This window comes from Halorussus caseinilyticus (genome assembly GCF_029338395.1).
Taxonomy (GTDB): Archaea; Halobacteriota; Halobacteria; order Halobacteriales; family Haladaptataceae; genus Halorussus; species Halorussus caseinilyticus.
Genome location: NZ_CP119809.1, coordinates 1,354,398 through 1,377,575, shown reverse-complemented (window position 1 = coordinate 1,377,575; position 23,178 = coordinate 1,354,398). Strand labels below are relative to the sequence as shown.

The window sequence follows — 23,178 nt, the reverse complement described above, 5'->3', positions numbered from 1 at the left end:
CTCGTCCCGACAGTGCCGACAGCGACGGGAAAGCTTACCCGGACGGACCTGCTTCGTTCCGACATGGCCGACAACCGCGTCGTGCAGGGTCGCATGGTGACGCCCGAGAGCCTCGCCGAACTCGTCGAGGGCGAAGACGTGATGGACGCAGAAGCCATCGAGGAGACCGACCGCGAGTGCCCCGACTGCGGCGGCGACGTTCTCGAAGTGGGCTACATGCCGAGCGTGACCGAGTTCGTCACCGGGTGGAAGTGCCAAGACTGCGATTGGTCCGAGACCGACCGCGAGTAAGAAAATCGAAACTCCTTTAGTGCGTATGGACCAACGAATTCGTGCGGGGTCGTGGCCAAGTCAGGGATGGCGACTGACTCCAGAGGCTACGCGCCCGGGACGAAACTCCAGCTGATATACCGAGCGGCCGACTGATCATCGGTCCGCGACGACGACCCTCTGGAGTTCCGAGGCGCACACACCGGAGATATCAGTCGATCGGGGGTTCAAATCCCTCCGACCCCACTGAATTTTACCGCGAGTAACACGGCGAGCGCCTCGTGCGCTCGCCACTCCGTGAGCGGCAACGTCTGTTCGGAGGGGGATTTGAACTAGACAAGAGGCATGCCCGCGCAACGAAGTGAGCAGGAACCTCTTGCCGTAGTTCACAATCCCTCCGACCCCACTGAATTTTACCGCGAGTAACACGGCGAGCGGTTAGTTTTTCGGATAACGGAAGCAGTGATAATAAGTGAAGTCCCAGACGGTGGTGAGTGACGACGAGTCGAGGTGGCGGCGGTCGCGGGCGGTTCGGTTTGCACACCGGTGGTCGGCGAGATGTGTAATTTCCGCAGTTTGATGCTGTAATACTGGAATCAGACTTTATCGGACATGATTATCCTATGCGTAGAGCGCACGTCGTCCCCCCGACAAGAAACTCCAACCCCACGCCACAACAGTCACCCGTCCTCGTCCACTACCCAACATACCCAATGACCGTCCATCACACCGCGTCGTGGCTCGTCAAACACAGCGACGTTCCGCTGGCCGTCCTGAAACCCGTCGCCACCAAACTCGGCGTCTCGACCAACCACCTCGGCGCGGCGCTGTTCGCGGGCCAACTCGTCTACGAGAATCAGGGGACCATCGTGGAGTACGCCGACAGAGGCGGGGTGACGGTCGGCGAGTTCCTGCGCGACAAATCGGCCGAACGCTACGGCGACGACCACCCCTTGACCGACTACCTCGGCGAGAACGTCGCGGCGCTGGACGAGGCGTTCGACGGGAGCGAGGAGGAGGCGACGACGTTCGCGGAGTTCTACCGCCGGTTCCGGGCCGTGGACCGCGACACGCCGGACCTCGCGCCGACCGGACTGCTGACCGGCGTCAGTGGCGCAGTGGAGGGCGCGAAGGGCGCGATGCCCGACCCGAGAGACGCTCTCTCCGACGCGACGGACGACACCGAGAGCGACACCGTGGAGATTCCGGTCACGGATAAAAGAAATAAATAGATTTCTTTCAAATTTGTATTTCTTGCTTAGAGAAGCAATTACAATTGTTAAATATTTCCATACTATTCTCCACGCGGCGACGAGCGTCCGGAACGTCCTCGCCCGCGCTCCGACCTGCTACAGCGACGAACGCCTCGAAAGCCCCCTCCCGAGCAGACACTCCGCGGTTTGCAGGTTCGAGCGTCTCCCGGCGGTCGGTCAGTCGAGCGCGCCCCGGCGTTCGGCCCGTCGCGTCTCCGCACGTCGCCGACGCGGTACCCCACGAACTAATTGCCCAGCCTCCGAACCCCCGGCCGATGAAGTCCCCCGAACACGCGACTCTCGGCGCGATAGCCTCCCTACTTCTCGTCGTCGCGCTCCCGGTTTCGATTCCGCTCGAAGCCGCGGTGCTGGTCGGCTACGGTCTCCTGCTCTCGGTCTTCATCGACCTCGACCACTTCGTCCTCGCGCGGGTCCACGCTGGCGACTGGTCACACCTCCGGCGGTGCGTGACCGACCCCGTGTTCGCGTTCACCGAACAGGAACGGGTCTTCGAGGGCGTGGACACCCGGTCGCTGGAGGTCCACCGCCTGCTCAGTCACATGGTCCTCGGCGGGGCGTTGGTCGCGGCGCTGGCGCTCGTCGCGCCCGTCTACGCGCTGTTCACGGCGGGGGTCCTCTACGTCCACGTCGTCGCCGACCTGCTCCGGGACGGGAAAATCGCCTGAGTTCGGACCGACGCCGAGTGACACCGGGGCGACTCCGGCCGGTCGCACGGCGACCGGCCGGTCTCGAACTGAAGTTTTAACCCACCGCGGCGAACATCCCCGGACATGACTGGAGGTGGGTCGCGCCTGCCGGGGACGCCCGACGAAGAGGGCGACGACCCAATCGTCCTCCACGTGGACATGGACTGCTTCTACGCGGCCTGCGAGCGCCGCCGGGACCCCGAGTTGGAGGGCGAACCCGTCGTCGTCGGGATGGGCTACGAGGGCGGCGAGACCCACGGCGCGGTCGCCACCGCGAGCTACGAGGCCCGCGAGTACGGCGTCGAGAGCGCCCAAGCCATCAGTACCGCGCTGGAGCGTCTGCCCCGGAAGGCGGACGCCGACGACCCCGATTCGGACGCCGACCCCGACGACACGGGCCACTACCGGCCGGTGGACATGGACTACTACGAGGCGGTGAGCGCGGAGGTCAAGGAGATTCTCCACGAGTCGGCCGAGGTGGTCCGGGAGGTCAGCATCGACGAGGCGTACCTCGACGTGACCGACCGGACCGGGTGGGAGGTCGCCGAGGGGTTCGCCCGCCACGTCAAACACCGCATCGACCGCGAGGTGGGCGTCACCGCCAGCGTGGGAGTCGCGCCGAACATGGCGACGGCGAAAATCGCCAGCGACTTCGACAAGCCCGACGGCTTGGTCGTGGTGGAACCCGGCGAGGTCCGGGACTTCTTGGCACCGCTCGACGCGGGCGAGATTCACGGCGTCGGCCCGGTCACGGCCCGCGAGTTGCGCGGGATGGGCATCGACACCGCGGCGGACCTCGCGGCGGCAGACCGGGGAGAACTCGAAGCCCGGTTCGGCGAACGCGGCGCGGAGATGCACCGCCGCGCCCGCGGCGAGGACGACCGGGAGGTCACGCCGAGAGGCCGCCCGAAGAGTCTCTCGCGGGAGTCGGCGTTCACCGAAGCGACCGACGACGACGAGGAAAAGCGCGACCGGATTCGGACCCTCGCGGAGGCGGTGGCCGACCGCGCCCGCCGGAAGGGAGCGATGTATCGGACCATCGGCATCAAGGCCGTGACGCCGCCCTACGACGTGAACACCCGCGCGAAGTCGCTTCCGGGACCCGTCGAGGACCCCAGACTGGTCGAGGAAGTCGCACTGGAGTTGTTCGGCGAGTTCGACGGCGAGGCGGTCCGGAAGGTGGGCGTCAGGGTCTCGAACCTCTCGTTCGCCGACGGCGAGCAGGCGAGTCTCGGCGACAGGTGGGGGTCCGGCGAGGTCGAAACGGAACCCACGGCGTCCGAAACCGACGACGGCCAGCGTTCGCTCGGCGAACAGTGGGAGACCGACCGCGGCGAGTCCGGGGAGGGGGACGGAGACGCGGCGGCGGGGCCGGACGCCGCCCGCGACGGCCAGTTGTCGCTGGAGGCCGAGTGGGACGCGGCCGCCTCCGACGGGTCGGAGGCGGCCGACGGGGACGGCGAGACCGATTCGGCGACCGATGTCACCCTCGACGCCTTCGCCGAGTCCGGGGGTTCCGACTCGGGCGGCGACGACTCCGATACCGTCGCGGAGGACCCCGACTCGACGGGTGGCGCGGACGGACAGGTGCCGCTCGGCGACTTCGGATAGCGCGGGGAGTCGTCTCCCGTCACCGCGCCGCGCCGCGATACTTCGCCAACTCCGCGGCCAGTTCCCGGTCTTTCAGGAGGGCGAACCCCGCGACGATGACGCCGAACCCCGCGAGCGTCGAGGGGGAGACGGGTTCGCCGAGCAACACCCACCCGACGACGACCGAGACCACCGGCACGAGATACGACACCAGATTCACCTCCAGCGGTCCGACCCGCGAGAGCAGGTCGAAGTAGACCACGAACCCGACGCCGCTGGCCAGCACCGCGAGGTACGCCAGCGCGAGGACCGCCGCCGGGTCGAAGCGAGCCGACGCGAACGATTCGCCGACGGCCACGCCCAGCGCGACCTGTATCACCGCGCCGAGTACCATCGACCACCCGGTCAGCGCCACCACCGGCATCGGCGGGTCGCTCCGGCGGACCAGCACCGTCCCGAGGGTGACGCTGAGTGCCGCGAGGAAGACCAGCACCTCGCCGACCAGACCCGCGCCGAGCTTCGACCCGCCCGATTCGGGTCGGACCACGATTGCGACTCCGACGACCCCGACCACGAGACCCACCGCGCCGCGCCGGGAGACGCGTTCGCCGGGGAGCAGGACGTGGCCGACCACGACTGTCAGAATAGGAATCGCGCTGAAGACGACCGCCGCGGTCCCCGCAGTGGTGTACTGCTGGCCGACGAAGGTCAGGCCGCTCCCGCCGATGAAGAAGACGCCGCCCGCCAGCACCGCCGCGAAGTCGGCCCGGACGCGGGGCCGCCAGTCGTCGGTCCGAACGAGGGCGTAACCGAGCAGTAGCGCGCCGGAGACGCCGTACCGAACCCCGGCGAGCAGAAGCGGCGGGAGCGAGCGCAGGCCGACCTCGATGGCGGGGAACGCTCCGCCGAACAGGAGCGCCATCAGCAGGAAGGCGGCGATGTCGCGGGCGCGGGACACGTCGCGGGGTACGCCGGAGTCGGGGAAAGCAGTTCGGGAGCGTCGCCCCGACCGTTTATGAGGAACCGGCGAGAGGTAGCCCGCAAGGAATGTCCCGAGAGACCATCGACGTGGCCGAGGTGAGCGCCGGGAAAGGGGGCACCGCTGGCGACCCCGGCGACCCCGTGAGACTGCCCGTCGTAGAGGTGCTTACCGGCCGGGCGTTCATCACCGGAAAGTCCGGAAGCGGGAAGTCGAATACCGCGTCAGTCGTCGCGGAGAAGCTCTTAGACGGTGGATATCCGGTAATACTCGTTGACACAGATGGTGAGTACTACGGTCTCAAAGAAGAGTACGAACTTTTACACGCCGGGGCCGACGACGAGTGCGACATACAGGTCAACCCCGAACACGCCGAGCGACTCGCGTCGCTCGCGCTGGAGGACAACGTGCCCATCATCCTCGACGTGTCGGGCTACCTGAACGAGGACGAGGGCAAGGAACTGCTGACCGAAGTCGCGCGCCACCTCTTCGCCAAGGAGAAGAAGCTGAAGAAGCCGTTCCTGATGGTGGTAGAGGAGGTCCACGAGTACATCCCAGAGGGGGCCGGGTTGGGCGAGTGCGGCCGGATGCTCATCAAAATCGGCAAGCGCGGGCGCAAGCACGGACTCGGCATCGCGGGCATCAGCCAGCGCCCCGCCGACGTGAAGAAGGACTTCATCACCCAGTGCGACTGGCTGGTGTGGCACCGACTGACGTGGAACAACGACACGAAGGTCGTCGGGCGCATCCTCGGGAGCGAGTACGCCGACGCCATCGAGGACATGGGCGACGGCGAGGCGTTCCTGACGACCGACTGGTCCGAGGAGACCCGCCGGGTCCAGTTCCACCGCAAGCGGACGTTCGACGCGGGGGCCACGCCGGGTCTCGACGACTTCGAGCGTCCGGACCTCAAGTCGGTCAGCGACGACCTCGTGGGCGACCTCCGGGAGATAAGCGAGGCCGAGACTCGCCGGGAGGACGAAATCGAGGAACTGAAGCGGGAACTTCAGAAGAAAGACGAACGCATCGCCGACCTCGAACGCCGACTGGAGGAGGCCCGCGAGATGGAGGAAGTCGCCGACAAGTTCGCCAAGGCGATGCTCGACACCTCCCGGAATCGGCGCGCGAACCCCTACATCGACACCGACGGGGCCGAGCAGGAAGGGCAAGCCCCGCCGGAAGTCCGACAGGGCGGGAAAGCCCAGCAAGCGGACCTCGGCGGATTCGATGCGGGCGAGGACGCCTCCGAGAGCGACGGCGCGACCGGAAGCGAAGACGGCGATAGCGAGCGCGGCGACGACCCCCTCGACGCCATCCGCGCGGAACTCGACGCCCTCGAACCGGTCGAGCGCGCGATGCTGGCCTACTACCTCCGGGAGGGACCGGCGAGTCCGGACGAGACCCACGCCGCCGCGGGCGGTTCCGAGGACCGCGAACTCGCCTACAGTCACAACCGGACGCTCCGCCAGCGCGGGTTCGTCCAACACGCCGGAGGCGGGGAGTACGTCGCGGCCCTGCCGAGTCTGCTCGCGGCGCTGACCGACGGCGAGATGGACGACGAGACCCGCCAAGAGGCGCTCTCGACGGTGGCCGAGGAACTTCCCGACGTGGAAGAGGCGTAGGAAAGGTTAGCGGATTTACTACAGGATTTACTACAGTCGTCGGCGCGCGCGGGCGCGACCGCGCAAGCGTGTCGCGCCCGTCCGCGCGAGGGACGAGCATCGCAAGGAGAAGCGACCGGAGGGAGCGACGACCGAGACGCACAGGAGGTTGGGGAGGAGGAGGCGCGGTGCTGTGCGGTGCCGTGCGGTCCTGATTGGTTCAAGCCTGAAGCTAGCCGCCCCCTCGACCCCATCCAACACCGACGGCTCACTCACACCGACTCCATCCGCAACCTCGACCCCATCCAACACCGACGGCTCACTCACACCGACTCCATCCGCAACCTCGACCCCATCCAACACCGACGGCTCACTCACACCGACTCCATCCGCAACCTCGACTCCATCCAACACCGACGACCTACTCGCACCGCCACCGACGACCCACCACACCGACTGGGAAGCCGTAGCGAGGAACCTTTTACCGTCACGCCGACAACCCCCGGACATGAACACACTGGCGCGGGCCGAAGACGGCGACGACCGGTGGCGACTCCCCCAGCACGCTTACGTGGTCGTCTACGACGAGCGGGAGACCGAACTGCTGACAATCTACGACTGCGGCGCGGCCCAGAAACCGCCCTCGGCGCGGGTACTGGGAAACCTCGTCCGGGTGAAGGCCGACCACGAACTGGAGAACACCGTCACCGGCTACGTCGTCCGGATGCGCGAGGAGTCGGTGCTGGAGAAGCAGGACGACGACCACTGGATTATCCTCGCCGAGTGAAGCCACCCCGAGGCCGGGCGGCGAGTAAGCCGAGTACAACCCGGATATAACCCGCATTTCGACCCGGAAACGCCGCGTTAGATTGGGAGAACGATACTTTCGGCTTATGTGGGCGTCCCGCGTGCGAACTGCCGATGACGGGGAATCCGGACGCGACGGACGAAGGAGAGAGCGACGAACAAAAGGGCGAGACCGGAGCGTATCTCGGGTCGCGCCGGACCTTCTTGAAGGCGACTGCGGCCACGGGCACAGTCGTCGGCGTCGGGGCGGTCGTGACCGCCGGACAGGAACGACAGGAGTTCCGACTCGGCGGCGAAGTCGCGGGGTGGCAGGGCCGCGCGCCGTCGGAAATCGAGGGCCAGACTAATCCGACGCTCCAGTTGGAGGAGGGCCAAGAGTACGCGATTACGTGGGAGAACTTGGACGGTCTACCCCACAACGTCGCCATCCTCAATCGGGAGGGCGAGGCCGTAGAGCGCACCGAAATCATCGCCGAACAGGGCGCGACCCAGACTCTGCAGTTCACCGCCAGCACGAACATGGCCGAGTACGTCTGCGAGGTCCACCCCGCGTCGATGCGCGGGAACCTCCGGTTCGAGGGGGCGGCGACGACTCAGACCGACGAAGCGGAGCGGTTCATGCCCCGCGGGGCGGGCGTCGGCGTCCAGCGAGTCGCCGACGGATTCGTCTCGCCGGTCGGGTTCGAGGTCCCGCCGGGTGATTCGGACCGCAGATTCATCTTGGACCAAGTGGGCCAGATTTACGTCCACGACGCCGACGGACTCCGCGAGGAGCCGTTCATGGACATCGCCGACCGACTCGTGGACGTTGGGGGCCGCGAGGGGAGCGACTTCGACGAGCGGGGACTGCTCGGTCTGACCTTCCACCCCGACTTCCAGAACAACCGGCGGTTGTTCGTCCGGTACAGCGCGCCGATGGGCGAACCGCCGTTCGTGAGTAGCGCCGATTGGAGCGAGACGCCGCGGTTGGACGAGTACGACCACGTGGAAGTTCTCTCGGAGTTCCGCGCGAGCGAGGACCTGAGTCGTGGCGTCCCCGACTCCGAGCGCCGACTGCTGGAGATGCCCTCGCCGCAGTTCAACCACAACGCGGGGGACCTCGCGTTCGGGCCGGACGGCTACCTCTACGTGCCGACCGGCGACGGCGGCGGGGCCGACGACGTGGGACTCGGGCACGTCGAAGACTGGTACGACCGCAACGCGGGCGGCAACGGACAGGACGTGACCGAGAACCTGATGGGGAGCATCCTGCGCATCGACGTGGACGGCGAGCAAGGCGACCTGCCGTACGCTATCCCCGAGGACAACCCCTTCGCGGGCGACGGCGCGGGCCTGCCCGAACACTTCGCGTGGGGCTTTCGGAACCCGTGGCGGGCGTCGTTCGACCCCGACGGCAACTTCCTCGTGGCGTCGAACGGCCAGAACCTCTTCGAGCAGGTGGACATCGCGCAACTCGGCGGCAACCACGCGTGGAACGTCAAGGAGGCGACCCACTGCTTCAGCACCGAGAACCCGAACCAACCGCCCGAGCAGTGCCCGAGTCGGACGCCCGACGACGTGCGCGGCGGCGAGGAGTTCGTCGAACCCGTGATAGAGTACCCCCACACGTTCCAAGGCCGAGGGGTCGGCGTCTCGGTCATCGGGGGCTACACGTACACCAACGACGCCATCTCGGACATCGGGGGAAAGTACGTCTTCGGCGACTACAGTCGGACGGGGGCCGACCCCGCGGGTCGAATCTTCGCCGCCACGCGTTCGGACAGCGAGGGCGAACTCTGGTCGCTGGAGGAGTTGCAGGTCGCCAACTCGCCGAACGGGAAACTGAACAAGTTCATTCTCGCGTTCGGGCAGGACAACGCGGGGCAACTCTACGTCCTCGGGAGCGACACCGGCGTCATCACGGGCGAGACGGGCGAGGTGTTCCGCATCGTCCCGCCGGGCGAGGGCGAGCGACTGACTGCGGGCGAGGCGACGACGACCAGCGCCACGACGACCGGACAGGCAGAAACGACGACGGAGGGCGGCGAGACGACGACCGGACAGGTAGAAACGACGACTGACGGTAGTTGACCGACTCGCCGAACGCGAAGCGAACGACGGCGAGACAGGCCGACCAAACCACGGCGAACGCTCGGCTAGCCGACCGCCGGTCGGGATGGATGAAAGCCCCGCCCGGTCGCGTGACCGCGACCGGGCGGGGGCTTTCGGGGCGTTCTCGTCACGATACCGGTGCGTAGCACATCACCGAGAACCGCCCGGAAAAACCCGACTTCCGACCCCCAATCTTGCCCGTTCTCGCAACCTATTAGTCGCGTCCGCCGGTCGATTCGGGTATGAAAGTCGTCGTCAACCTGAAAGCGTACCCCTGTAACCCAGTCGAAGTAGCGACCGCCGCCCGCGAAGTCAGCGACGAGTCGGGCGTCGCCATCGCCGTCGCGCCACAGGCCGCCCACCTCCAGCGTGTCGCCGACACGGGCGTCGAGACGTGGGCACAGCACGTCAGCGCGGTCGAACACGGCAGTCACACCGGGTCCACGCTGGCCGAGGCCGCCGCCGACGCGGGTGCGACCGGAACCCTGCTCAACCACTCCGAGCGACGACTGAAACTCGCGGACATCGACGCCGCACTCGACGCCGCCGAGCGCGCGGACCTCGAAACCTGCGTCTGCGCGAACGACCCCGACCAAATCGGGGCCGTCGCCGCCCTCGGCCCGGACGCGGTGGCCGTCGAACCGCCGGAACTCATCGGCACCGGCACGCCCGTCAGCAAGGCCGACCCCGACATCGTTACGGACGCGGTAGCGGCCGCCGAGAGCGTAGACGACTCCGTGCCGGTCTACTGCGGTGCCGGGATTTCCACCGGCGAGGACCTGACCGCCGCCCAAGACCTCGGCGCGGAGGGCGTTCTGCTCGCCAGCGGCGTAGCGAAGGCCGACGACCCGAAGGCGGCGCTGGAAGACCTCGTTGCGCCGCTGTAGAGAACGGTATTAGTTTCTCAAACGATTGTATTCGTTTCCCCGAGCAAGGTATGGATTTGTTAGATGGGAGTGCAGATTTCTCTCCCGTCGTGCCGCACCGTCGGGAACGCGACGGCGACCGCAGGAACCGCCACCGCAACCGTGGCAATCGCTACAGGGAACTCCCAGAAAGCCCCCCGCGCGCTCGACTCCCGCGGCTCGGTGCGGTCCTCGGCCGTCACTGCGTTCCTTCCGTCGCCGGGTGGAAAGCTCGAAACGAGCGTTCGTGGAACCGAAAGAAGCCGGAGCGGACCGAAAAGTCGGAGCGCACGCTATCCATCGCTTCGCGGAACGGACCGAGAACCCCGGCCGTCGCGCGGAATCGCGGCGACGCCGCGATTCCGCCGAGCGTCGGTCGTGGTCTCGGAGACGCTCGTCGCTAGTCCTTGCGCTTCACTACGTCGCCGAGCGTGTACTCGCCCGTCGAACTGCCGCCGCTCCACTCCTCGTCGTCGGCGGAGCCACCGGCCGTGAGCGTGATGTCGAGTTGGCTTTCGAGCTTTTGCTGAACTTCGTCGCTCGGAAGCACGTCGCCCCGTTCCAGTTTCCGGATGAGACTGGCCTTCTCGTTGAGTTCGTCGGCGAGGTCCTCCTGAGTCAATCCGGCGCTCTCGCGGGCGTTCCGGATGCGGTCGTCGTAGTCTTGGGCGATTTCGTCCATGTCGTCGAACATGTCCGAGCGCCGCGACTGGGAGGAACTCGACGACGTACTCGCCGACGAGGAGGAAGAACTTCCCGACGACGAGGAAGTCGAGTACTTCGTAGAGGTGGAGCTAGAGTCGTCTTGGGTCTTGACTTCGGTCCCGAAATCCGAGCAGTTGTCGCAAACGTCCAGCTCGGCCCCTTCGACCTTGATGGTCTTCGGGGAACTCGTCTCGGCACCGCACATCTCACACTGAACCATACTGATGGGTAGTCTGTCGCCGCTCTTAAATTACACGCCGCGACGACCGCCGAATCCCACGGTCGGCGTCGTTCGGGACCGCGCTCACGGCAGTCGGTCGTCGTTTCGCTTGTCCCGCAGGTAGCCGAACCCCTGCTTGACTTCCTCGCTTCGCTCGAAGTACTTCAGCACGCGCCGACAAGTCTCCCGCGAAAGCCGGGTTTCGCGGCTCAACTCGAACAGCGAGTCCACTTCCTCGGCCACTTCGAGAAACTCGTCCATAGTGATGTGGCTGTTCGCCGGTAGTATCTCTTCTAAGTCCACGTTGATACCCGATTCACCCGGTCTTTCATCCGTCATGACACTTCGCTACCTCGCTTGATTTCGAGGATAGCAGGGTAAAAAAGATAACTAATTCCCGACCAACCGTCGTGACCTGTCGAACCTACGACAGCGCGCGCCACGCGTAGTAAAACCGCTGAAGCGCCGTGACGTGGCCCACGACGGCGAACACGACCAAGAGCCACCCGACGACTGTCAGACCGGCGACGGTCCCCGACACCGCGGCGGCGAGGACACCCGTCACGCCGATGAGCGCGAGTCGGTCCGCGCGCCCGAGCAGTCCGCCGTACACCCGGTCGAGTCCGACCGCTTGGGCCTGCGTCCCGAGGTAGGATGTCATCAGCACGCCCGTCACCGCGGCGAGACCGAGCGCGTACCTGCTGATTCCGGCCGCCAGACCCGCAATCATCACGAGGTCGGCGTAGCGGTCCAGCACGTGGTCCAGCAGGTCGCCCGCCTTCGAGTCGGTGCCGAGTTCCCGCGCCAGCGCGCCGTCTAACAGGTCCAACCACCCGTTCAGGAAGACGAGGACCGCGCCCGCGAGGTACCAGACGGGTGCCTGCTCGCCCAAGTAGAACGCGCCGCCAGCACCGCCCGCCAGCACGAAGGCGACGACGCTAACCGCGTCGGGGGTCAGGCCGAGTCTGGTCGAGACCGACACCAGCGGGTCGAGTATCCGGTCGGCGACGTGTCGGAACTGGTCGAGGGTCATAGGTAGTCGATGTACGAGACGGTTCCGGCGCTCGGTTCTCGGTCGCCCGCGACGACTGCCGCGATTGCGGCGGCCACCTCGTCGGGCGACCGGTCGGTGGTCTCGACCTCGTAGACGTTCTCGACGCCGTGGCGGTTCACGGTCTCGGACAGAATAACGTCGAGAGCCTCGCTCTCGGCGTTTTCGGCGGCTTTCGCGTCGGACTCCCCACGCTCGGTGAGGCGGCGCTCTAACTCCTCGGGGTGACACCGCAGGACGACCACCCTGTCGGCGTCGAGGTGGTGAGCGAGATGAGACTCGACCAGCAACTCCTCGCGGTCGGCCAGTCGCTCGGCCACCGCGTCGAGGTCCGCGACGAGACTATCGCGCGCTTCGTCGCGTTCGTCCCAGAGGTCTTCGTCTCGAATCAGGTCGTTGAGGTGGACGACTTCGAGACCGGATTCTCCGAATCCGGTCTCGTCTTCGAGGGCTTCGACCGCCGAAGTCTTGCCCGTTCCGGGCGTGCCGGTGACGGCGACCCTCACGACGACAGCACCTCGTTGAGTTCCGACACCGCGCGTCGGGTCTCGTCTTTCGTCCCGCAGGTGATGCGGACGCACTCGGGCAGGCCGAAGCTCGTGCAGTCCCGGACGATGACCCCCCGGCGCTGGAGAACGTCTGCGACGCCAGCGGCGTCGCCGACTTCTGCGAGGACGAAGTTCGCGTGGCTCTCCCACGTGGGCGCGTCCAGACGCTCGTAGACGTACTCGCGCGCCCACGCCGCGGTCTCGACGGTCTTCTCGGCGTGGTCGTCGTCGTCCAGCGCGGCGAGTCCGGCCCGGCACGCGACTTCGCTCGCGGCGAAGGGCGTGTTGACGCGGGCGTAGGCGTCGGCCCACGTCTCGGGCACGACGCCGTAGCCGAGTCGGACGCCCGCGAGTCCGTACACCTTCGAGAACGTCCGGAGGACCGCCACGTCGTCGCGCGAGTCCACGAGCTCGACCGCACTCGGCCCCTCCGCGAACTCGCCGTAGGCCTCGTCAACGACGACCAGCGTATCCTCGCCGGTCTCGTCGGCGACCGTCTCGACCGCTTCGAGGTCGAACCGCCCGCCGGTCGGGTTGTGGGGACTCGTGAGGTAGACGACTCGCTCGTCGTCGTAGTCCGAGAGGACCGTCTCGGCGGTCAGCGCGAAGTCGTCGGCCTTCGAGAGGTGGTAGCGTTCGACCTCGCCGTGGTGAAAGCGGGCGCTCATCCCGTAGTAGGCGAACCCCGGTTCGGGGACGAGAACGGTGTCGCCGGGTTCGAGCATCGCGCGCGCGAGGTAATCGAGTACGCCGTCGCCGCCGTTGCCGAGCCAAATTTGGCCGGGCGAGACGCCCCACTCGTCGGCCAACTTCTCGGTGAGGTCGGCGTGGGAGGCCTTGGGGTACGAACTGGCGGTAGCGGCCGCCTCCCGGATGGCTTCGACCGCGGCAGGACTCGGGCCGAAGGGGTTCTCGTTCGAGGCGAGTTTCACGAGGTCGTCGGGGTCCAACCCGAGGTCGCGAGCGACCTCTTCGATGCCCCGTCCGGCCTGATACACCGTGTGCGCGGAGAGGTCCCGTGGTTCCATGTGAGAGAGGTGTGGGCGACCCGTCTTAAGAGTGCTTACCTCGGTAGCGCGTCGGCGTCTGAGAGGCGCGCCGGAGGGACGACGACTGCCTGAAGGGGTCGAAACTCCGGCGGGTCTCGGCTCTCCGTCCCGACGCCCGGCCGCACTTCTGTCAGTATCCGCCCAGTATACATAAGGAAAGTCCTGCGTACTCTCTCTACGGGGGATTCATCATGGCACGAGAAAACCGCAACCGCTGGGGGAGAGACAAACCGGAATCGAGTCGTCAGCAACGTAGCGAACAGGGTGAAGGTGACACCCGAGGCGGCCGATACTCCTCGGGCGGCCGAGAACAGCAGTCCGGCCACCGACAGTCCGGACGCCAGAACCTACCCGGCCAGCATCAGACCGGACCGGGCCATCAGTCGGGCCGAGAACAGCAGTCCGGCCGACAGCAGAAGCGATACGGGAGCAGTCGCCAGCAAGGTGGACAGCACCAGCAGGCCGAACGAGAGCAGACAGGACAACAGCAGACAGGACAACAGCAGTCCGGTCGACAGCAGAAGCGATATGGAAGCAGTCGCCAGCAAGGTGGACAGCACCAGCAATCCGGCCAGCAGAACGTGCCCGGCCAGCACCAGACGGGTCAACAGCACGGCGGGCAGACGACCAGCCAGCACCAGCAGTTCGGGAACGACCAACCGACTGGACAGCAGTCCGGCGGCCACCAGCAAACAGGCGGCCACCAGCAGACCGGACAACACGGCCGACAGGAGCAGGGCCAGAACCAGTACGGCGGTAGCTCCGAGAGCGGATTCAGTCCGGCCCAACAGACCATGATGCGCGGGCAGGAACACCACGGCCGCCAGAGCCAGCGCAAGTACGGCAGTCAGTCGTCCCAGAGCCAGTCGTCCCAGAGTCGAAGCGGCGAGACCGAGCGCCACGGCAGTCGTAGCGAGGAACGCCACCGACGCCTGCAGTACTGAGTCGGTCGCACGAACGCGCTTTTTTTCCGGAAATCGCCGACGGTGAGAGACGTTAGCACTATTGCCGTTCGGTGCCGAGATTCGGTGGGGGAATGGGAATGTTTGCACTACTCGCTACGGACAGTCCGGTCCGTCATCACGGGGGAGACGATGAGCGACGCACCTGAGACCGACCCCGACGTGGCGGCGTCGGACCAACGGGGAGCGGTCGATTACGACGAACTCGAAACACTGCTCGGCGACCGAGTACTCGGGCGCGAGACGCATCTCGACGCCGAGGGATTCGTCGTCCGACCCGACGAGGTGGAGTCGGTCCTCCGGACGCTCCGCCACGAAGCGGGGTTCGACCACCTCTCGCTGTTGACCGCCCAGCAGTACGAGGACCGCTACGAGAGCATCTATCACCTCAAGAAGTACGACGACCCGACCCAAGCGGTCAGCGTCGTCGTCCCGACGGACTCGGACGACCCGTGGAACGAGTCGGCGGCGTCGGTCTACAAGACCGCCGAGTGGCACGAGCGCGAAGCCTACGACTTAGTGGGTATCGAGTACAGGGGCCATCCGGACCTCCGGCGAATTCTCCTGCCCGAGACGTGGCAGGGCCACCCGCTCGCGCTCGACTACGACCAGAACAAGCCCCAGATGGTCGCCCTGCGCGAACACGTCAATCCCATCGCGGAGAGTCGGAAGGGAACCGACTCGGAATCTGACACGATGTTCCTCAACATCGGGCCACACCACCCCGCGACTCACGGCGTCCTCCACCTCAAGACGGTGCTGGACGGCGAGCAGGTCGCCGACGTGGAACCAGACATCGGCTATCTCCACCGGTGCGAGGAGCAGATGTGCCAGCAGGACAACTACCGCTACCAGATTATGCCGTACCCCGACCGGTGGGACTACACCGCGAACATGCCCAACGAGTGGGCGTACGCCCGCACCGCCGAGACGCTGGCCGACATCGACGTGCCCGAGTACGCGCAGGTCATCCGGACGATGGCGACGGAACTCGGGCGCATCATGGGCCACATGCTCGCGGTCGGGACGTTCGCGCTCGACGTGTACGGCGACTTCACGGCCATCTTCATGTACGCGGTCCGGGACCGAGAAATCGTCCAGAACATCTTAGAAGACCTGACGGGCCAGCGGATGATGTTCAACTACTTCCGACTCGGCGGGGTCGTCTGGGACCTGCCCGAACCCCGCGAGGAGTTCTTCGAGAAGATTCGGGACTTCCTCGACGGCCTGCCACGCCACGTCGACGAGTACCACGACATGCTGACCGGCAACGAAATCTTCCAGAAGCGGACGGTGGACACCGGGGTCATCAGCGCGGAGACCGCAAAGCAGTACGGCTGTACGGGACCGGTCGCTCGCGGGTCGGGCGTCGACTACGACCTGCGCCGGGACGACCCCTACGGCTACTACGACGAACTCGACTGGAACGTCGTCACCGAACCCCACGGCGACAACTACTCGCGAGTGTTGGTCCGACTGCAGGAAGTCGAGGAGTCGGCCAAAATCATCGGTCAGTGCGTTGATATTCTGGAGGACTGGCCCGAAGACGAGCGCAACATCCAGTCGAACGTCCCGCGGACGCTCAAACCCGACCCCGACACGGAAGTCTACAAAGCGGTCGAGGCCGCGAAAGGCGAGATGGGCGTCTACATCCGGTCCGACGGCACCTCGAAGCCAGCACGGTTCAAGATTCGGAGTCCGTGCTTCAACAACCTGCACGCGCTCGGGGCGATGGCCGAGGGCGAGTACGTGCCCGACCTAGTGGCGGCGCTCGGCAGTCTGGACATCGTGCTGGGGTCGGTGGACAGATGAGTTCCGCGTTCTCCGTCTGAACTTCTTTGGCTCGCCGCATCAGCGTTCCGATTGCAAGAAAAACATTCGGAATAGAATGGAAAATATTTATTAAAAAATTAAATACATTGCTCCGACTCCAGTCCAGAGTCCAGAGATACTTGTCATCTGCTCTTGTTTGTCGAGGTAACTTTCGGAGAGGGAGAACGCATGGTCAGACGACGTACGTTCTTGAAGCGGTCCGGGGGAGCGTTTCCTATCCTGACAGGGACGGAGATTTTCGGGTCGGTACGAAAACGACAGCAACGTCTGTGGAACCTTCCAATCGAAGAGGTGAAAGAGCGGAAGGCTCCTGTCGAATCGTACGGATTTACCGGGGAAGGGGAAGATAGAGAAATAAAGCGGAACGAAGTTTTCGGTAACTCGAACGGTGTTTCACAGTTCGAGCTGGAGGCATTCTGTTACGGTACCGGGACGGTCGGGATGGCCGGAGCGACGACGTTTGGAACGACTTGGGAAGCCCCAGAGTCCGGCGAGTATACACTCACGGCGAACTACTGGGGTAACGGTTCGTACTTTCCGGGAGCCAGCGACCCTTGGGAACTCGACATCGACACGGCTGGCACCGGGGAAGTCAACCTCGCGGTCGTGAATTCGCAAGAATCCGTCGTCGGGAAACAGACACAGGTCCACCTCGGAAGCGCACTGGACCCCCGGTCGGAGGAGGCCTTCGAACGAGTCGTCGGTTTCCTCGCAAAACGACTCATCAGTGTCTATTTCGGGTTTGTCGGTGTACTCATTGCTACGTTTTTGATGTACGCCTTCGAACCGAACCTCCAGTTGCTCCGTAGCAAAGAGTTCTGGATAGAGCCGTTAGAGGGACGTAATATCAAAGCGACCTTTTCGGCGAGAGCAGGAGAGACCTACGACGTGTTCTTCACGCCGTGCGTCAGTTTCGGTCTCGAATCGCGGGAGGGTCCGTATCCACCGTACGGACCTCGAATCGGTGCGAAGTACACTCTCGACTCGCTTCGCATCGAAAAAGGCGACGACGGTCTCTTCTGAAGAACTACCTTCGCTTCCGGGCCACAACCACCTTACCGACCACTACCGTCCCACCTCCATGGTCGAACTCGGTTACACCCTCTCCAGTGAGGAACACGGCCCGTCGGACCTCGTGAACCACGCCGTCCGCGCCGAGGAGGTCGGCTTCGACTTCGCGTCGATTTCGGACCACTTCCACCCGTGGATTGACCAGCAGGGGAACGCGCCCTACGTCTAGTCCACGCTCGGCGGGGTCGCCGCGATGGTTGAGGACTCGGGCCAACAGTTCTCCTTCGGCGTCGGCACCGGCGAGAACCTGAACGAACACGTCACCGGCGAGCGATGGCCCTCCCACAACGTCCGCCTCGACATGCTCGAAGAGGCCGTCGAGGTGATTCGGAAGCTCTGGACCGGCGAGATGGTCAACCACTACGGCGACCACTACACCGTCGAGAACGCGAAACTGTTCACGCACCCCGAGGAGAACCCGCCGGTCTGCGTCTCGGCCTACGGCGACCGGACCGCCGCCCGCGCCGCCGACTTCGGCGACGGGTTCTGGTCGGTCGGCCCGCAGGACGTAGTGGAGACCTTCGAGGACGAGGGCGGCGAGGGACCGAAACTCAGTCAGTTGACTGTCTGCTACGCCGACGACGAGGACGAAGCAGTCGAGACTGCTCACGAGTACTGACCGAACGGTCTCCTGCCGGGCCAACTCGCCACCGAACTCGGCATCCCCGAGTTCTTCGAGCAGGCCTGCCAGATGGTCGAGAAAGAAGACGTGCGCGAGACCGACAGCATCGTGACCGACCCCGACCCGCAGGCCCACGTCGAGAGTATCCGAGAGTTCGTGGACGCGGACTACGACCACGTGTACGTCCACCAAGTCGGTCCGAATCAGGACGACTTCTTGGACTTCTACGAGAGCGAGATTCTGCCCGAATTCCGGTGAACGCGACCTCGGTCGAGGTCCCGTCCGCCCTCACTCCGGTTGCGCGACAGTCAGGACGGGGACTGGTGCCGAGCGCACGGTCTTTTCAGCGACACTACCGAGCAGGATACGGTCCGTGCCACGTCTCCCCGTCGTTCCCATACCGACGACGTGGATGTCGTTCGAGTCGATGCAGTCGAGAATCTCCTCGACGGGCGTTCCGTGTTCGATGTGGCGGACAGTACTCGTAACCCCACGTGACTCGGCCTCCGAGACGACAGTCTCGACAGCGTCGGTCGCGGCCCCTTCACTCTCCTTTCCGGATGTCGTGGACCTGACATCCATCCCGAGTGCGGTGTCGTCCACGACAGACAAGACGTGGACGGTCGCGTCCAGCGCCGCCGCAAACTCGACGAGATGACTGGCCGCGTGCGTCGAAGCAGTACTCCCGTCGGTCGGGATGAGGATGTTCTCGTAAGGGAATACCAGCGACTCGTCGGGTTGCATGCGGACAGTGAGTACGGGAACCGACGAGAGACGGACGACCTTCTCGGAGACGCTTCCGATGAGGTATCGTGAGACCCCTTCGCGGCCGTGGGTCGGCATCACGACCAAATCCTGACCGTACTTCTCGGCGTACTCGACGATTGTCTGGGCCGGATTACCCTGAACGATTTCGGTCTCGTACGAAACACCCAGAGTGTCCAGCGTTTTCGTTGCTTCCTCAACGATGTCCTCACCCTGTTGTACGAGCGCATCGACAGTCTGGCCCTCAACGACCGTAACGCTGTCGCGCGTCGTGTCGGCAACGTAGAGCAGGTGGATTGTCGCGTCGGCCCAATGTGCGATTTCGCTGGCATGATGGAGTACCTCGGCGGCACCCTCGCTACCGTCGAATGGGAGGAGAATGTTCTCGTACATGACCTCGATAAGACGGACTACGTTTGCTGGCCTTCTAATGGTTTTCACCTGTCTCACGAGAGAGGAGACGAGTTACTGGATTTCGTCCCCGTCGCCCGGCGACTGCTCTTCGACCGGATTGGCGGTGTCGCGGTCGACGGTCACTCGGACCTTCTGAATGCGGGTGTTTTCCACCTGTTCGGCTCGCATCATCACGTTCTCGTAGACGAATTCCTCGCCTTGCTCGACGAGGCGACCCGCACGGTTGAAGAGGAACCCGGCGATGGTCTCGAATTCCTCGCCCTCGGGGAGGTCGATTTCGAGGGTGTCGTTGACCTCGTCGACGTTGACATCGCCGCGGACCAGCACCTCCGTGTCGTCGACGAACTCAACCGGGTGTTCCTCGTCACCAACCAGTATCTCGCCGACGATTTCCTCGAGCAGGTCCTCCATCGTGATGAGACCCTCGGTAGCGCCGAACTCGTCGATGACGATGACCATGTGCATCCGGTTCTCGCGCATCTCCGAGAGGAGGTCGTCCACGTTCTTGGACTCCGGGACGTGAAGCGTCGGGTTGATAACGTCCCCCACCTCGAGGTCGGCGAAGGTGCCGTAGTCGGAACTCTCCAGTTCACGGATGTCGAAGACGCCGATTACGTTGTCCAGCGACCCGGCGTAAACCGGCAGGCGGGCGTGCCCCGCCTGCATACATTCTTGGATGGCCTCCTCAACGGTCGCGTCTTTGGAGATGGCCGCCATGTCGAGTCGGGGAGTCATCACCTCCTTGGCGGTAGCGTCGGTGAATCGAAGGGTACGCTGGAGCATCTGGCGCTCCTCCTCGTCGAGGATTCCCTCGCGCTCGCCCGTCTTTATCATGTTCCGAATCTCGTCACGAGAGACGTACGACGACTCGATGGACGAGTCGCCGCCGGTGACCTTGTTAATGGCGCTCGTTAGATAGTAGAACAGGGTGATGAGCGGCCACAGCACTTTCTCGACTATCCTCAGCCCTCGGGCGACGCGCCGTGCGTGCAATTCGGTGTTCTCGACGGCGTAGGACTTGGGCGCGCTCTCGCCGAACAGCAGGACCATCGACGTGATACCGAACGACGATACGAGTACTGCCGTTCCCGCGTCGAAGTAGAAGCCGACGATGGTAGTCGAGATAGAGGACATCGTGATGTTGACCATATTGTTCCCCACGAGAATCGTCACGAGCAAGCGGTGGGGGTCGTCTTTAAGCGATTTGACTGCGCGCGCGCCACGCTCGCCCTTCTCAATCATCGCGTCTATCTGGTGCGGAGATAGAGAGAACATGGCAATTTCCGACGACGAGAAGAACCCCGACCCCGTGAGGAGCAACAGAATCAGGAAGATGCCGACCACGGTAACTTCCATTTGCCCCAGTTCGATACCGACGACCGGCACAGTATATAACGTGATACCGGCCTCAGCTGTTGCTGTGAGTACTGATGACATCATCAGTGTCCTATATTTTTAGAGTGGCAAAGTAAGCCTTGTGTAACTCCCCTCGAAATCGCTGTAGAAATCGACTTCGGGGCGGTCCCAAACGCGGTCGGCAACCGACTTCGGGACCCGACCATCACGGTTCGGCGGAACGTCGGCACGTCGTCGCGCGCAAACACGGGTTCAACTGAAGGTTGGGTCTCTCGATTCGGCGTGGCTCAAACACCGGTTTCACTCATCCGCAGTTTTACGTCAGTCGAGTTTCGTGTAGGGTACATGGCACGCGAAGTACGGCGGTGGCTGGTCCCCGTAGCGCTCACGGTTCTCCTCGTTCTGGCCGGGTGTTCCGGCGGCGGTAGCGGCGACGCCCTGAGCGCCACCGCGGGCGACGAGGGAGCGAGTTCCGAGCGGGGCGGAAAGCAAACGGCGTCCGCGAGCGGGCCGAACGCCGATTCCGGAAGCGCGACCTTTCAGGCGCGCCAACGCGCGCTGATTCGCACCGGGGCGGTCGAAGTCGAGGTGGACGACTACGACGCCGCCCGGCGCAACCTCTCGGGGGCGACCCGGCGATTCGGCGGGTTCGTCAGCGACTCGTCCGAGCAGGTCCACACGCGGGGTAATCGGTCGTGGACCTCCGGAAAACTCGTCCTCCGGGTTCCGAAGGGCAACTTCTCGGCGCTGGTCTCGCGCGCGAAGCGGGCCGGGGAAGTACGGGAGGCAAGCACCGGCACGAAGGACGTGACGAAGAAACTGGTGGACATAGAGGCCCGGCTGAAGAACCTGAAGGCCCAGCGCGAGAAACTCCGGACCCTCTACGAGGAGGCCAACGACACCGAGACGATACTCGACGTACAGGAGCGACTCTCGGAAGTCCAGTCGGAAATCGAGCGACTCGAAGCCCAGCGCAAGTCGCTGAAGCGGCAGGTCGCATACTCGACGCTGACGGTCCGCCTGCACGAGCGACCGCCTGACCCCGCGACCGACGACGGCCCGAGCGCGTGGTACGAGACGGGCTTGCTGGCGGCGTTCGTCTCGTCGGCCCACGGCGTCGTGGTCGTCGCCCGTGGTCTCGCGGTGGGCGCGGCCTACGCGCTCCCGTACGCCCTCGCGCTCGGCGTCCCGGTGGTCGGCGGGGTCGCCCTCTGGCGGCGGCGACGCTCGGGCGACCCGGCGGGCGCGGACCGTTCCGACGCTCCCGAACCGGCCGACGAGTCCGGAGACGACGACTGACCGGGAGCCAGTACCGACTTTCCGACCCTTCCGGTCCGGCACGCGCTGGCGCGGCGTACGTACGCCGCGCCAGCGCGCACGAAACAGAATACTATCTAATTCGAGTCTCTAATCTGATACCGAATTCGAGCCTCGACGCTCTCGGACCGTCGTTCGCAAAAAAGAAACGCAAAACCGCCGGGCGCTACGTTACTCGTAGAGCCACGTCTCGTCGATGCGCTCGTAATCGACCAGTTCCTCCTCGTCGAAGAACAGGTCGATTTCGCGCTCGTTCGCGCCTTCGTCCTCGTGGTCGGACCCGTGGATGACGTTGCGACCGAGGTCGAGACCGAAGTCGCCGCGGATGGTGCCGGGCGCGGACTCGGCGGGGTCGGTCTGGCCCATCATCTTGCGGACCTGACGGGTCGCGTCCTGACCTTCCCACACCATAGCGAAGACGGGACCGGACGTGATGAAGTCCACGAGACCCTCGAAGAAGGGCTTGCCCTCGTGTTCGCCGTAGTGTTCGTGTGCGAGGTCCTCGTCTATCTGCATGAACTTCCCGGCGACCATCTTCAGGCCGCGTTCCTCGAAGCGGGAGACGATTTCCCCGATGAGACCGCGCTGGACGCCGTCGGGCTTGACCATGACGAACGTGCGCTCGGTCTCGCTCATTGTTCACCCTGCTCGGAACTGCCGTCCTCGGTCCATTCGAGGTCTCGGGGTTCGCGGCCGAGGTCGGCGTTCTTCTCGCACTTCGCCGAGCAGAAGTGGACCGTACTGCCGTCGGTGCGGACGAACATCGTGCCCGTGCCGGGTTCGATGTCGTCGCCGCAGAAGTCACAGACTCGGGACTGGGGCATTGGTTACTGACCTCCGATGGAGTCGGCTTCGCGGGCAGTCTCGCGCAGTTGCAACACGTCGCCCTCTCGGACGGGACCGAGGCAGTTCCGCGTGATGATGCGGCCCTGATTCTCGCCCTCTCGGATGCGGCACTTGACCTGCATGGCCTCGCCGTGCATCCCCGTCTTGCCGACGATTTCTATCACTTCGGCGGGCGTGGAGCTTTCTTCTTCAGTTTCCTCTGCACTCATGACTCAA

24 protein-coding genes, 1 tRNA gene and 1 pseudogene are annotated in these 23,178 nt (G+C 64.9%); 14 read left to right on the top strand and 12 right to left on the bottom strand.

Annotated elements, in window-relative coordinates:
* Window positions 1–63: 63 nt before the first annotated feature.
* The 5 genes from P2T60_RS07025 (at window position 64) to dinB (ending at window position 3,841) form a co-directional block, all read left to right on the top strand.
* Window positions 64–291, top strand: a complete 228-nt coding sequence (locus P2T60_RS07025; protein ID WP_276281837.1) for a DUF5795 family protein — start codon at window positions 64–66, stop codon at window positions 289–291.
* A 45-nt stretch (window positions 292–336) separates the two neighbouring features.
* A tRNA-Trp gene (locus P2T60_RS07020) sits at window positions 337–516 on the top strand.
* Between the two features lie 467 nt (window positions 517–983).
* Window positions 984–1,502, top strand: a complete 519-nt coding sequence (locus P2T60_RS07015; RefSeq protein WP_276281836.1) for a hypothetical protein — start codon at window positions 984–986, stop codon at window positions 1,500–1,502.
* 296 nt (window positions 1,503–1,798) lie between these two features.
* Window positions 1,799–2,209, top strand: coding sequence for a hypothetical protein (locus P2T60_RS07010; RefSeq protein ID WP_276281835.1), 411 nt, complete (start codon window positions 1,799–1,801; stop codon window positions 2,207–2,209).
* 105 nt (window positions 2,210–2,314) lie between these two features.
* Window positions 2,315–3,841, top strand: a complete 1,527-nt coding sequence (gene dinB, locus P2T60_RS07005) for a DNA polymerase IV (protein WP_276281834.1) — start codon at window positions 2,315–2,317, stop codon at window positions 3,839–3,841.
* A 19-nt stretch (window positions 3,842–3,860) separates the two neighbouring features.
* Here the strand turns inward: dinB and P2T60_RS07000 are convergent, their stop codons facing one another.
* Window positions 3,861–4,778 carry a DMT family transporter gene (locus P2T60_RS07000; protein WP_276281833.1) on the bottom strand — a complete coding sequence of 306 codons (918 nt, stop codon included), beginning with the start codon at window positions 4,776–4,778 and terminating at the stop codon, window positions 3,861–3,863.
* Window positions 4,779–4,867: 89 nt separating this feature from the next.
* On the opposite strand from P2T60_RS07000, the gene P2T60_RS06995 reads away from it, so the two are divergent.
* The 4 genes from P2T60_RS06995 (at window position 4,868) to tpiA (ending at window position 10,185) form a co-directional block, all read left to right on the top strand.
* A complete protein-coding gene (locus P2T60_RS06995; RefSeq protein ID WP_276281832.1) occupies window positions 4,868–6,421 on the top strand; it encodes an ATP-binding protein in 1,554 nt (517 codons plus the stop codon).
* A 487-nt stretch (window positions 6,422–6,908) separates the two neighbouring features.
* Window positions 6,909–7,187 (top strand): hypothetical protein, encoded by a 279-nt coding sequence (locus tag P2T60_RS06990; RefSeq protein WP_276281831.1) that lies wholly within the window; start codon window positions 6,909–6,911, stop codon window positions 7,185–7,187.
* A 134-nt stretch (window positions 7,188–7,321) separates the two neighbouring features.
* On the top strand, window positions 7,322–9,277 hold the full coding sequence (locus tag P2T60_RS06985) for a PQQ-dependent sugar dehydrogenase (RefSeq protein WP_276281830.1): 1,956 nt from the start codon (window positions 7,322–7,324) through the stop codon (window positions 9,275–9,277).
* Window positions 9,278–9,540: 263 nt separating this feature from the next.
* Window positions 9,541–10,185 carry a triose-phosphate isomerase gene (gene tpiA, locus P2T60_RS06980; protein ID WP_276281829.1) on the top strand — a complete coding sequence of 215 codons (645 nt, stop codon included), beginning with the start codon at window positions 9,541–9,543 and terminating at the stop codon, window positions 10,183–10,185.
* Window positions 10,186–10,603: 418 nt separating this feature from the next.
* Here the strand turns inward: tpiA and P2T60_RS06975 are convergent, their stop codons facing one another.
* From P2T60_RS06975 to P2T60_RS06950, 6 genes are all read right to left on the bottom strand, one after another.
* Window positions 10,604–11,128 (bottom strand): multiprotein bridging factor aMBF1, encoded by a 525-nt coding sequence (locus P2T60_RS06975; protein ID WP_276281828.1) that lies wholly within the window; start codon window positions 11,126–11,128, stop codon window positions 10,604–10,606.
* Between the two features lie 84 nt (window positions 11,129–11,212).
* The gene (locus P2T60_RS06970; RefSeq protein ID WP_276281827.1) at window positions 11,213–11,467 is read right to left on the bottom strand and encodes a hypothetical protein; all 255 of its coding nucleotides are present in this window, start codon (window positions 11,465–11,467) and stop codon (window positions 11,213–11,215) included.
* 85 nt (window positions 11,468–11,552) lie between these two features.
* Window positions 11,553–12,161 (bottom strand): CDP-alcohol phosphatidyltransferase family protein, encoded by a 609-nt coding sequence (locus P2T60_RS06965; RefSeq protein ID WP_276281826.1) that lies wholly within the window; start codon window positions 12,159–12,161, stop codon window positions 11,553–11,555.
* Window positions 12,158–12,685 (bottom strand): adenylate kinase family protein, encoded by a 528-nt coding sequence (locus tag P2T60_RS06960; protein WP_276281825.1) that lies wholly within the window; start codon window positions 12,683–12,685, stop codon window positions 12,158–12,160. Before P2T60_RS06960 ends, P2T60_RS06965 begins: the two co-directional genes overlap by 4 nt.
* Complete coding sequence (gene hisC / locus P2T60_RS06955; protein ID WP_276281824.1) at window positions 12,682–13,755, bottom strand: histidinol-phosphate transaminase; 1,074 nt, start codon at window positions 13,753–13,755, stop codon at window positions 12,682–12,684. Before hisC ends, P2T60_RS06960 begins: the two co-directional genes overlap by 4 nt.
* A gap of 368 nt (window positions 13,756–14,123) precedes the next feature.
* Window positions 14,124–14,390 (bottom strand): hypothetical protein, encoded by a 267-nt coding sequence (locus tag P2T60_RS06950; RefSeq protein ID WP_276281823.1) that lies wholly within the window; start codon window positions 14,388–14,390, stop codon window positions 14,124–14,126.
* Here P2T60_RS06950 and P2T60_RS06945 point away from each other — a divergent pair.
* The 4 genes and pseudogenes from P2T60_RS06945 to P2T60_RS21855 all read left to right on the top strand — a co-directional run bounded on the left by P2T60_RS06945 (window position 14,358) and on the right by P2T60_RS21855 (window position 18,522).
* Window positions 14,358–14,720 (top strand): hypothetical protein, encoded by a 363-nt coding sequence (locus P2T60_RS06945; RefSeq protein WP_276281822.1) that lies wholly within the window; start codon window positions 14,358–14,360, stop codon window positions 14,718–14,720. The genes P2T60_RS06950 and P2T60_RS06945 overlap by 33 nt on opposite strands.
* 150 nt (window positions 14,721–14,870) lie before the next feature.
* The gene (locus P2T60_RS06940) at window positions 14,871–16,550 is read left to right on the top strand and encodes an NADH-quinone oxidoreductase subunit D (RefSeq protein ID WP_276281821.1); all 1,680 of its coding nucleotides are present in this window, start codon (window positions 14,871–14,873) and stop codon (window positions 16,548–16,550) included.
* Window positions 16,551–16,739: 189 nt separating this feature from the next.
* Complete coding sequence (locus P2T60_RS06935) at window positions 16,740–17,594, top strand: hypothetical protein (RefSeq protein WP_276281820.1); 855 nt, start codon at window positions 16,740–16,742, stop codon at window positions 17,592–17,594.
* Between the two features lie 58 nt (window positions 17,595–17,652).
* Window positions 17,653–18,522: pseudogene (locus P2T60_RS21855) on the top strand (TIGR03557 family F420-dependent LLM class oxidoreductase).
* A 30-nt stretch (window positions 18,523–18,552) separates the two neighbouring features.
* Here the strand turns inward: P2T60_RS21855 and P2T60_RS06925 are convergent.
* Window positions 18,553–19,422 (bottom strand): universal stress protein, encoded by an 870-nt coding sequence (locus P2T60_RS06925; RefSeq protein WP_276281819.1) that lies wholly within the window; start codon window positions 19,420–19,422, stop codon window positions 18,553–18,555.
* A 72-nt stretch (window positions 19,423–19,494) separates the two neighbouring features.
* Entirely contained in the window at window positions 19,495–20,883 is a 1,389-nt protein-coding gene (locus tag P2T60_RS06920; RefSeq protein ID WP_382209629.1) for a hemolysin family protein, read from the bottom strand.
* Window positions 20,884–21,144: 261 nt separating this feature from the next.
* On the opposite strand from P2T60_RS06920, the gene P2T60_RS06915 reads away from it, so the two are divergent.
* Window positions 21,145–22,098, top strand: a complete 954-nt coding sequence (locus tag P2T60_RS06915) for a DUF4349 domain-containing protein (RefSeq protein WP_276281817.1) — start codon at window positions 21,145–21,147, stop codon at window positions 22,096–22,098.
* 189 nt (window positions 22,099–22,287) lie between these two features.
* On the opposite strand, the gene ndk is transcribed toward P2T60_RS06915, so the two are convergent.
* Genes ndk through P2T60_RS06900 form a run of 3 tightly spaced genes read right to left on the bottom strand, consistent with a single transcriptional unit; the run spans window position 22,288 to window position 23,171 of the window.
* Window positions 22,288–22,752 (bottom strand): nucleoside-diphosphate kinase, encoded by a 465-nt coding sequence (ndk, locus tag P2T60_RS06910; RefSeq protein WP_276281816.1) that lies wholly within the window; start codon window positions 22,750–22,752, stop codon window positions 22,288–22,290.
* On the bottom strand, window positions 22,749–22,940 hold the full coding sequence (locus P2T60_RS06905) for a 50S ribosomal protein L24e (protein WP_276281815.1): 192 nt from the start codon (window positions 22,938–22,940) through the stop codon (window positions 22,749–22,751). The genes ndk and P2T60_RS06905 overlap by 4 nt, the downstream gene beginning before the upstream one ends.
* 3 nt (window positions 22,941–22,943) lie before the next feature.
* Entirely contained in the window at window positions 22,944–23,171 is a 228-nt protein-coding gene (locus P2T60_RS06900; protein ID WP_137287534.1) for a 30S ribosomal protein S28e, read from the bottom strand.
* Window positions 23,172–23,178: the final 7 nt, after the last annotated feature.

Coding starts and splice junctions, on each gene's coding strand:
- P2T60_RS06905 (WP_276281815.1), bottom strand. CDS start 22,940: ATGCCCCAGTCCCGAGTCTGTGACTTCTGCGGCGACGACATCGAACCC.
- P2T60_RS07015 (WP_276281836.1), top strand. CDS start 984: ATGACCGTCCATCACACCGCGTCGTGGCTCGTCAAACACAGCGACGTT.
- P2T60_RS06965 (WP_276281826.1), bottom strand. CDS start 12,161: ATGACCCTCGACCAGTTCCGACACGTCGCCGACCGGATACTCGACCCG.
- P2T60_RS06915 (WP_276281817.1), top strand. CDS start 21,145: ATGGCACGCGAAGTACGGCGGTGGCTGGTCCCCGTAGCGCTCACGGTT.
- hisC (WP_276281824.1), bottom strand. CDS start 13,755: ATGGAACCACGGGACCTCTCCGCGCACACGGTGTATCAGGCCGGACGG.
- P2T60_RS06970 (WP_276281827.1), bottom strand. CDS start 11,467: ATGACGGATGAAAGACCGGGTGAATCGGGTATCAACGTGGACTTAGAA.
- P2T60_RS06920 (WP_382209629.1), bottom strand. CDS start 20,883: ATGATGTCATCAGTACTCACAGCAACAGCTGAGGCCGGTATCACGTTA.
- P2T60_RS06985 (WP_276281830.1), top strand. CDS start 7,322: ATGACGGGGAATCCGGACGCGACGGACGAAGGAGAGAGCGACGAACAA.
- P2T60_RS06900 (WP_137287534.1), bottom strand. CDS start 23,171: ATGAGTGCAGAGGAAACTGAAGAAGAAAGCTCCACGCCCGCCGAAGTG.
- P2T60_RS07025 (WP_276281837.1), top strand. CDS start 64: ATGGCCGACAACCGCGTCGTGCAGGGTCGCATGGTGACGCCCGAGAGC.
- P2T60_RS06975 (WP_276281828.1), bottom strand. CDS start 11,128: ATGGTTCAGTGTGAGATGTGCGGTGCCGAGACGAGTTCCCCGAAGACC.
- P2T60_RS06995 (WP_276281832.1), top strand. CDS start 4,868: ATGTCCCGAGAGACCATCGACGTGGCCGAGGTGAGCGCCGGGAAAGGG.
- P2T60_RS06935 (WP_276281820.1), top strand. CDS start 16,740: ATGGTCAGACGACGTACGTTCTTGAAGCGGTCCGGGGGAGCGTTTCCT.
- P2T60_RS07010 (WP_276281835.1), top strand. CDS start 1,799: ATGAAGTCCCCCGAACACGCGACTCTCGGCGCGATAGCCTCCCTACTT.
- dinB (WP_276281834.1), top strand. CDS start 2,315: ATGACTGGAGGTGGGTCGCGCCTGCCGGGGACGCCCGACGAAGAGGGC.
- P2T60_RS06925 (WP_276281819.1), bottom strand. CDS start 19,422: ATGTACGAGAACATTCTCCTCCCATTCGACGGTAGCGAGGGTGCCGCC.
- P2T60_RS06990 (WP_276281831.1), top strand. CDS start 6,909: ATGAACACACTGGCGCGGGCCGAAGACGGCGACGACCGGTGGCGACTC.
- ndk (WP_276281816.1), bottom strand. CDS start 22,752: ATGAGCGAGACCGAGCGCACGTTCGTCATGGTCAAGCCCGACGGCGTC.
- P2T60_RS06940 (WP_276281821.1), top strand. CDS start 14,871: ATGAGCGACGCACCTGAGACCGACCCCGACGTGGCGGCGTCGGACCAA.
- tpiA (WP_276281829.1), top strand. CDS start 9,541: ATGAAAGTCGTCGTCAACCTGAAAGCGTACCCCTGTAACCCAGTCGAA.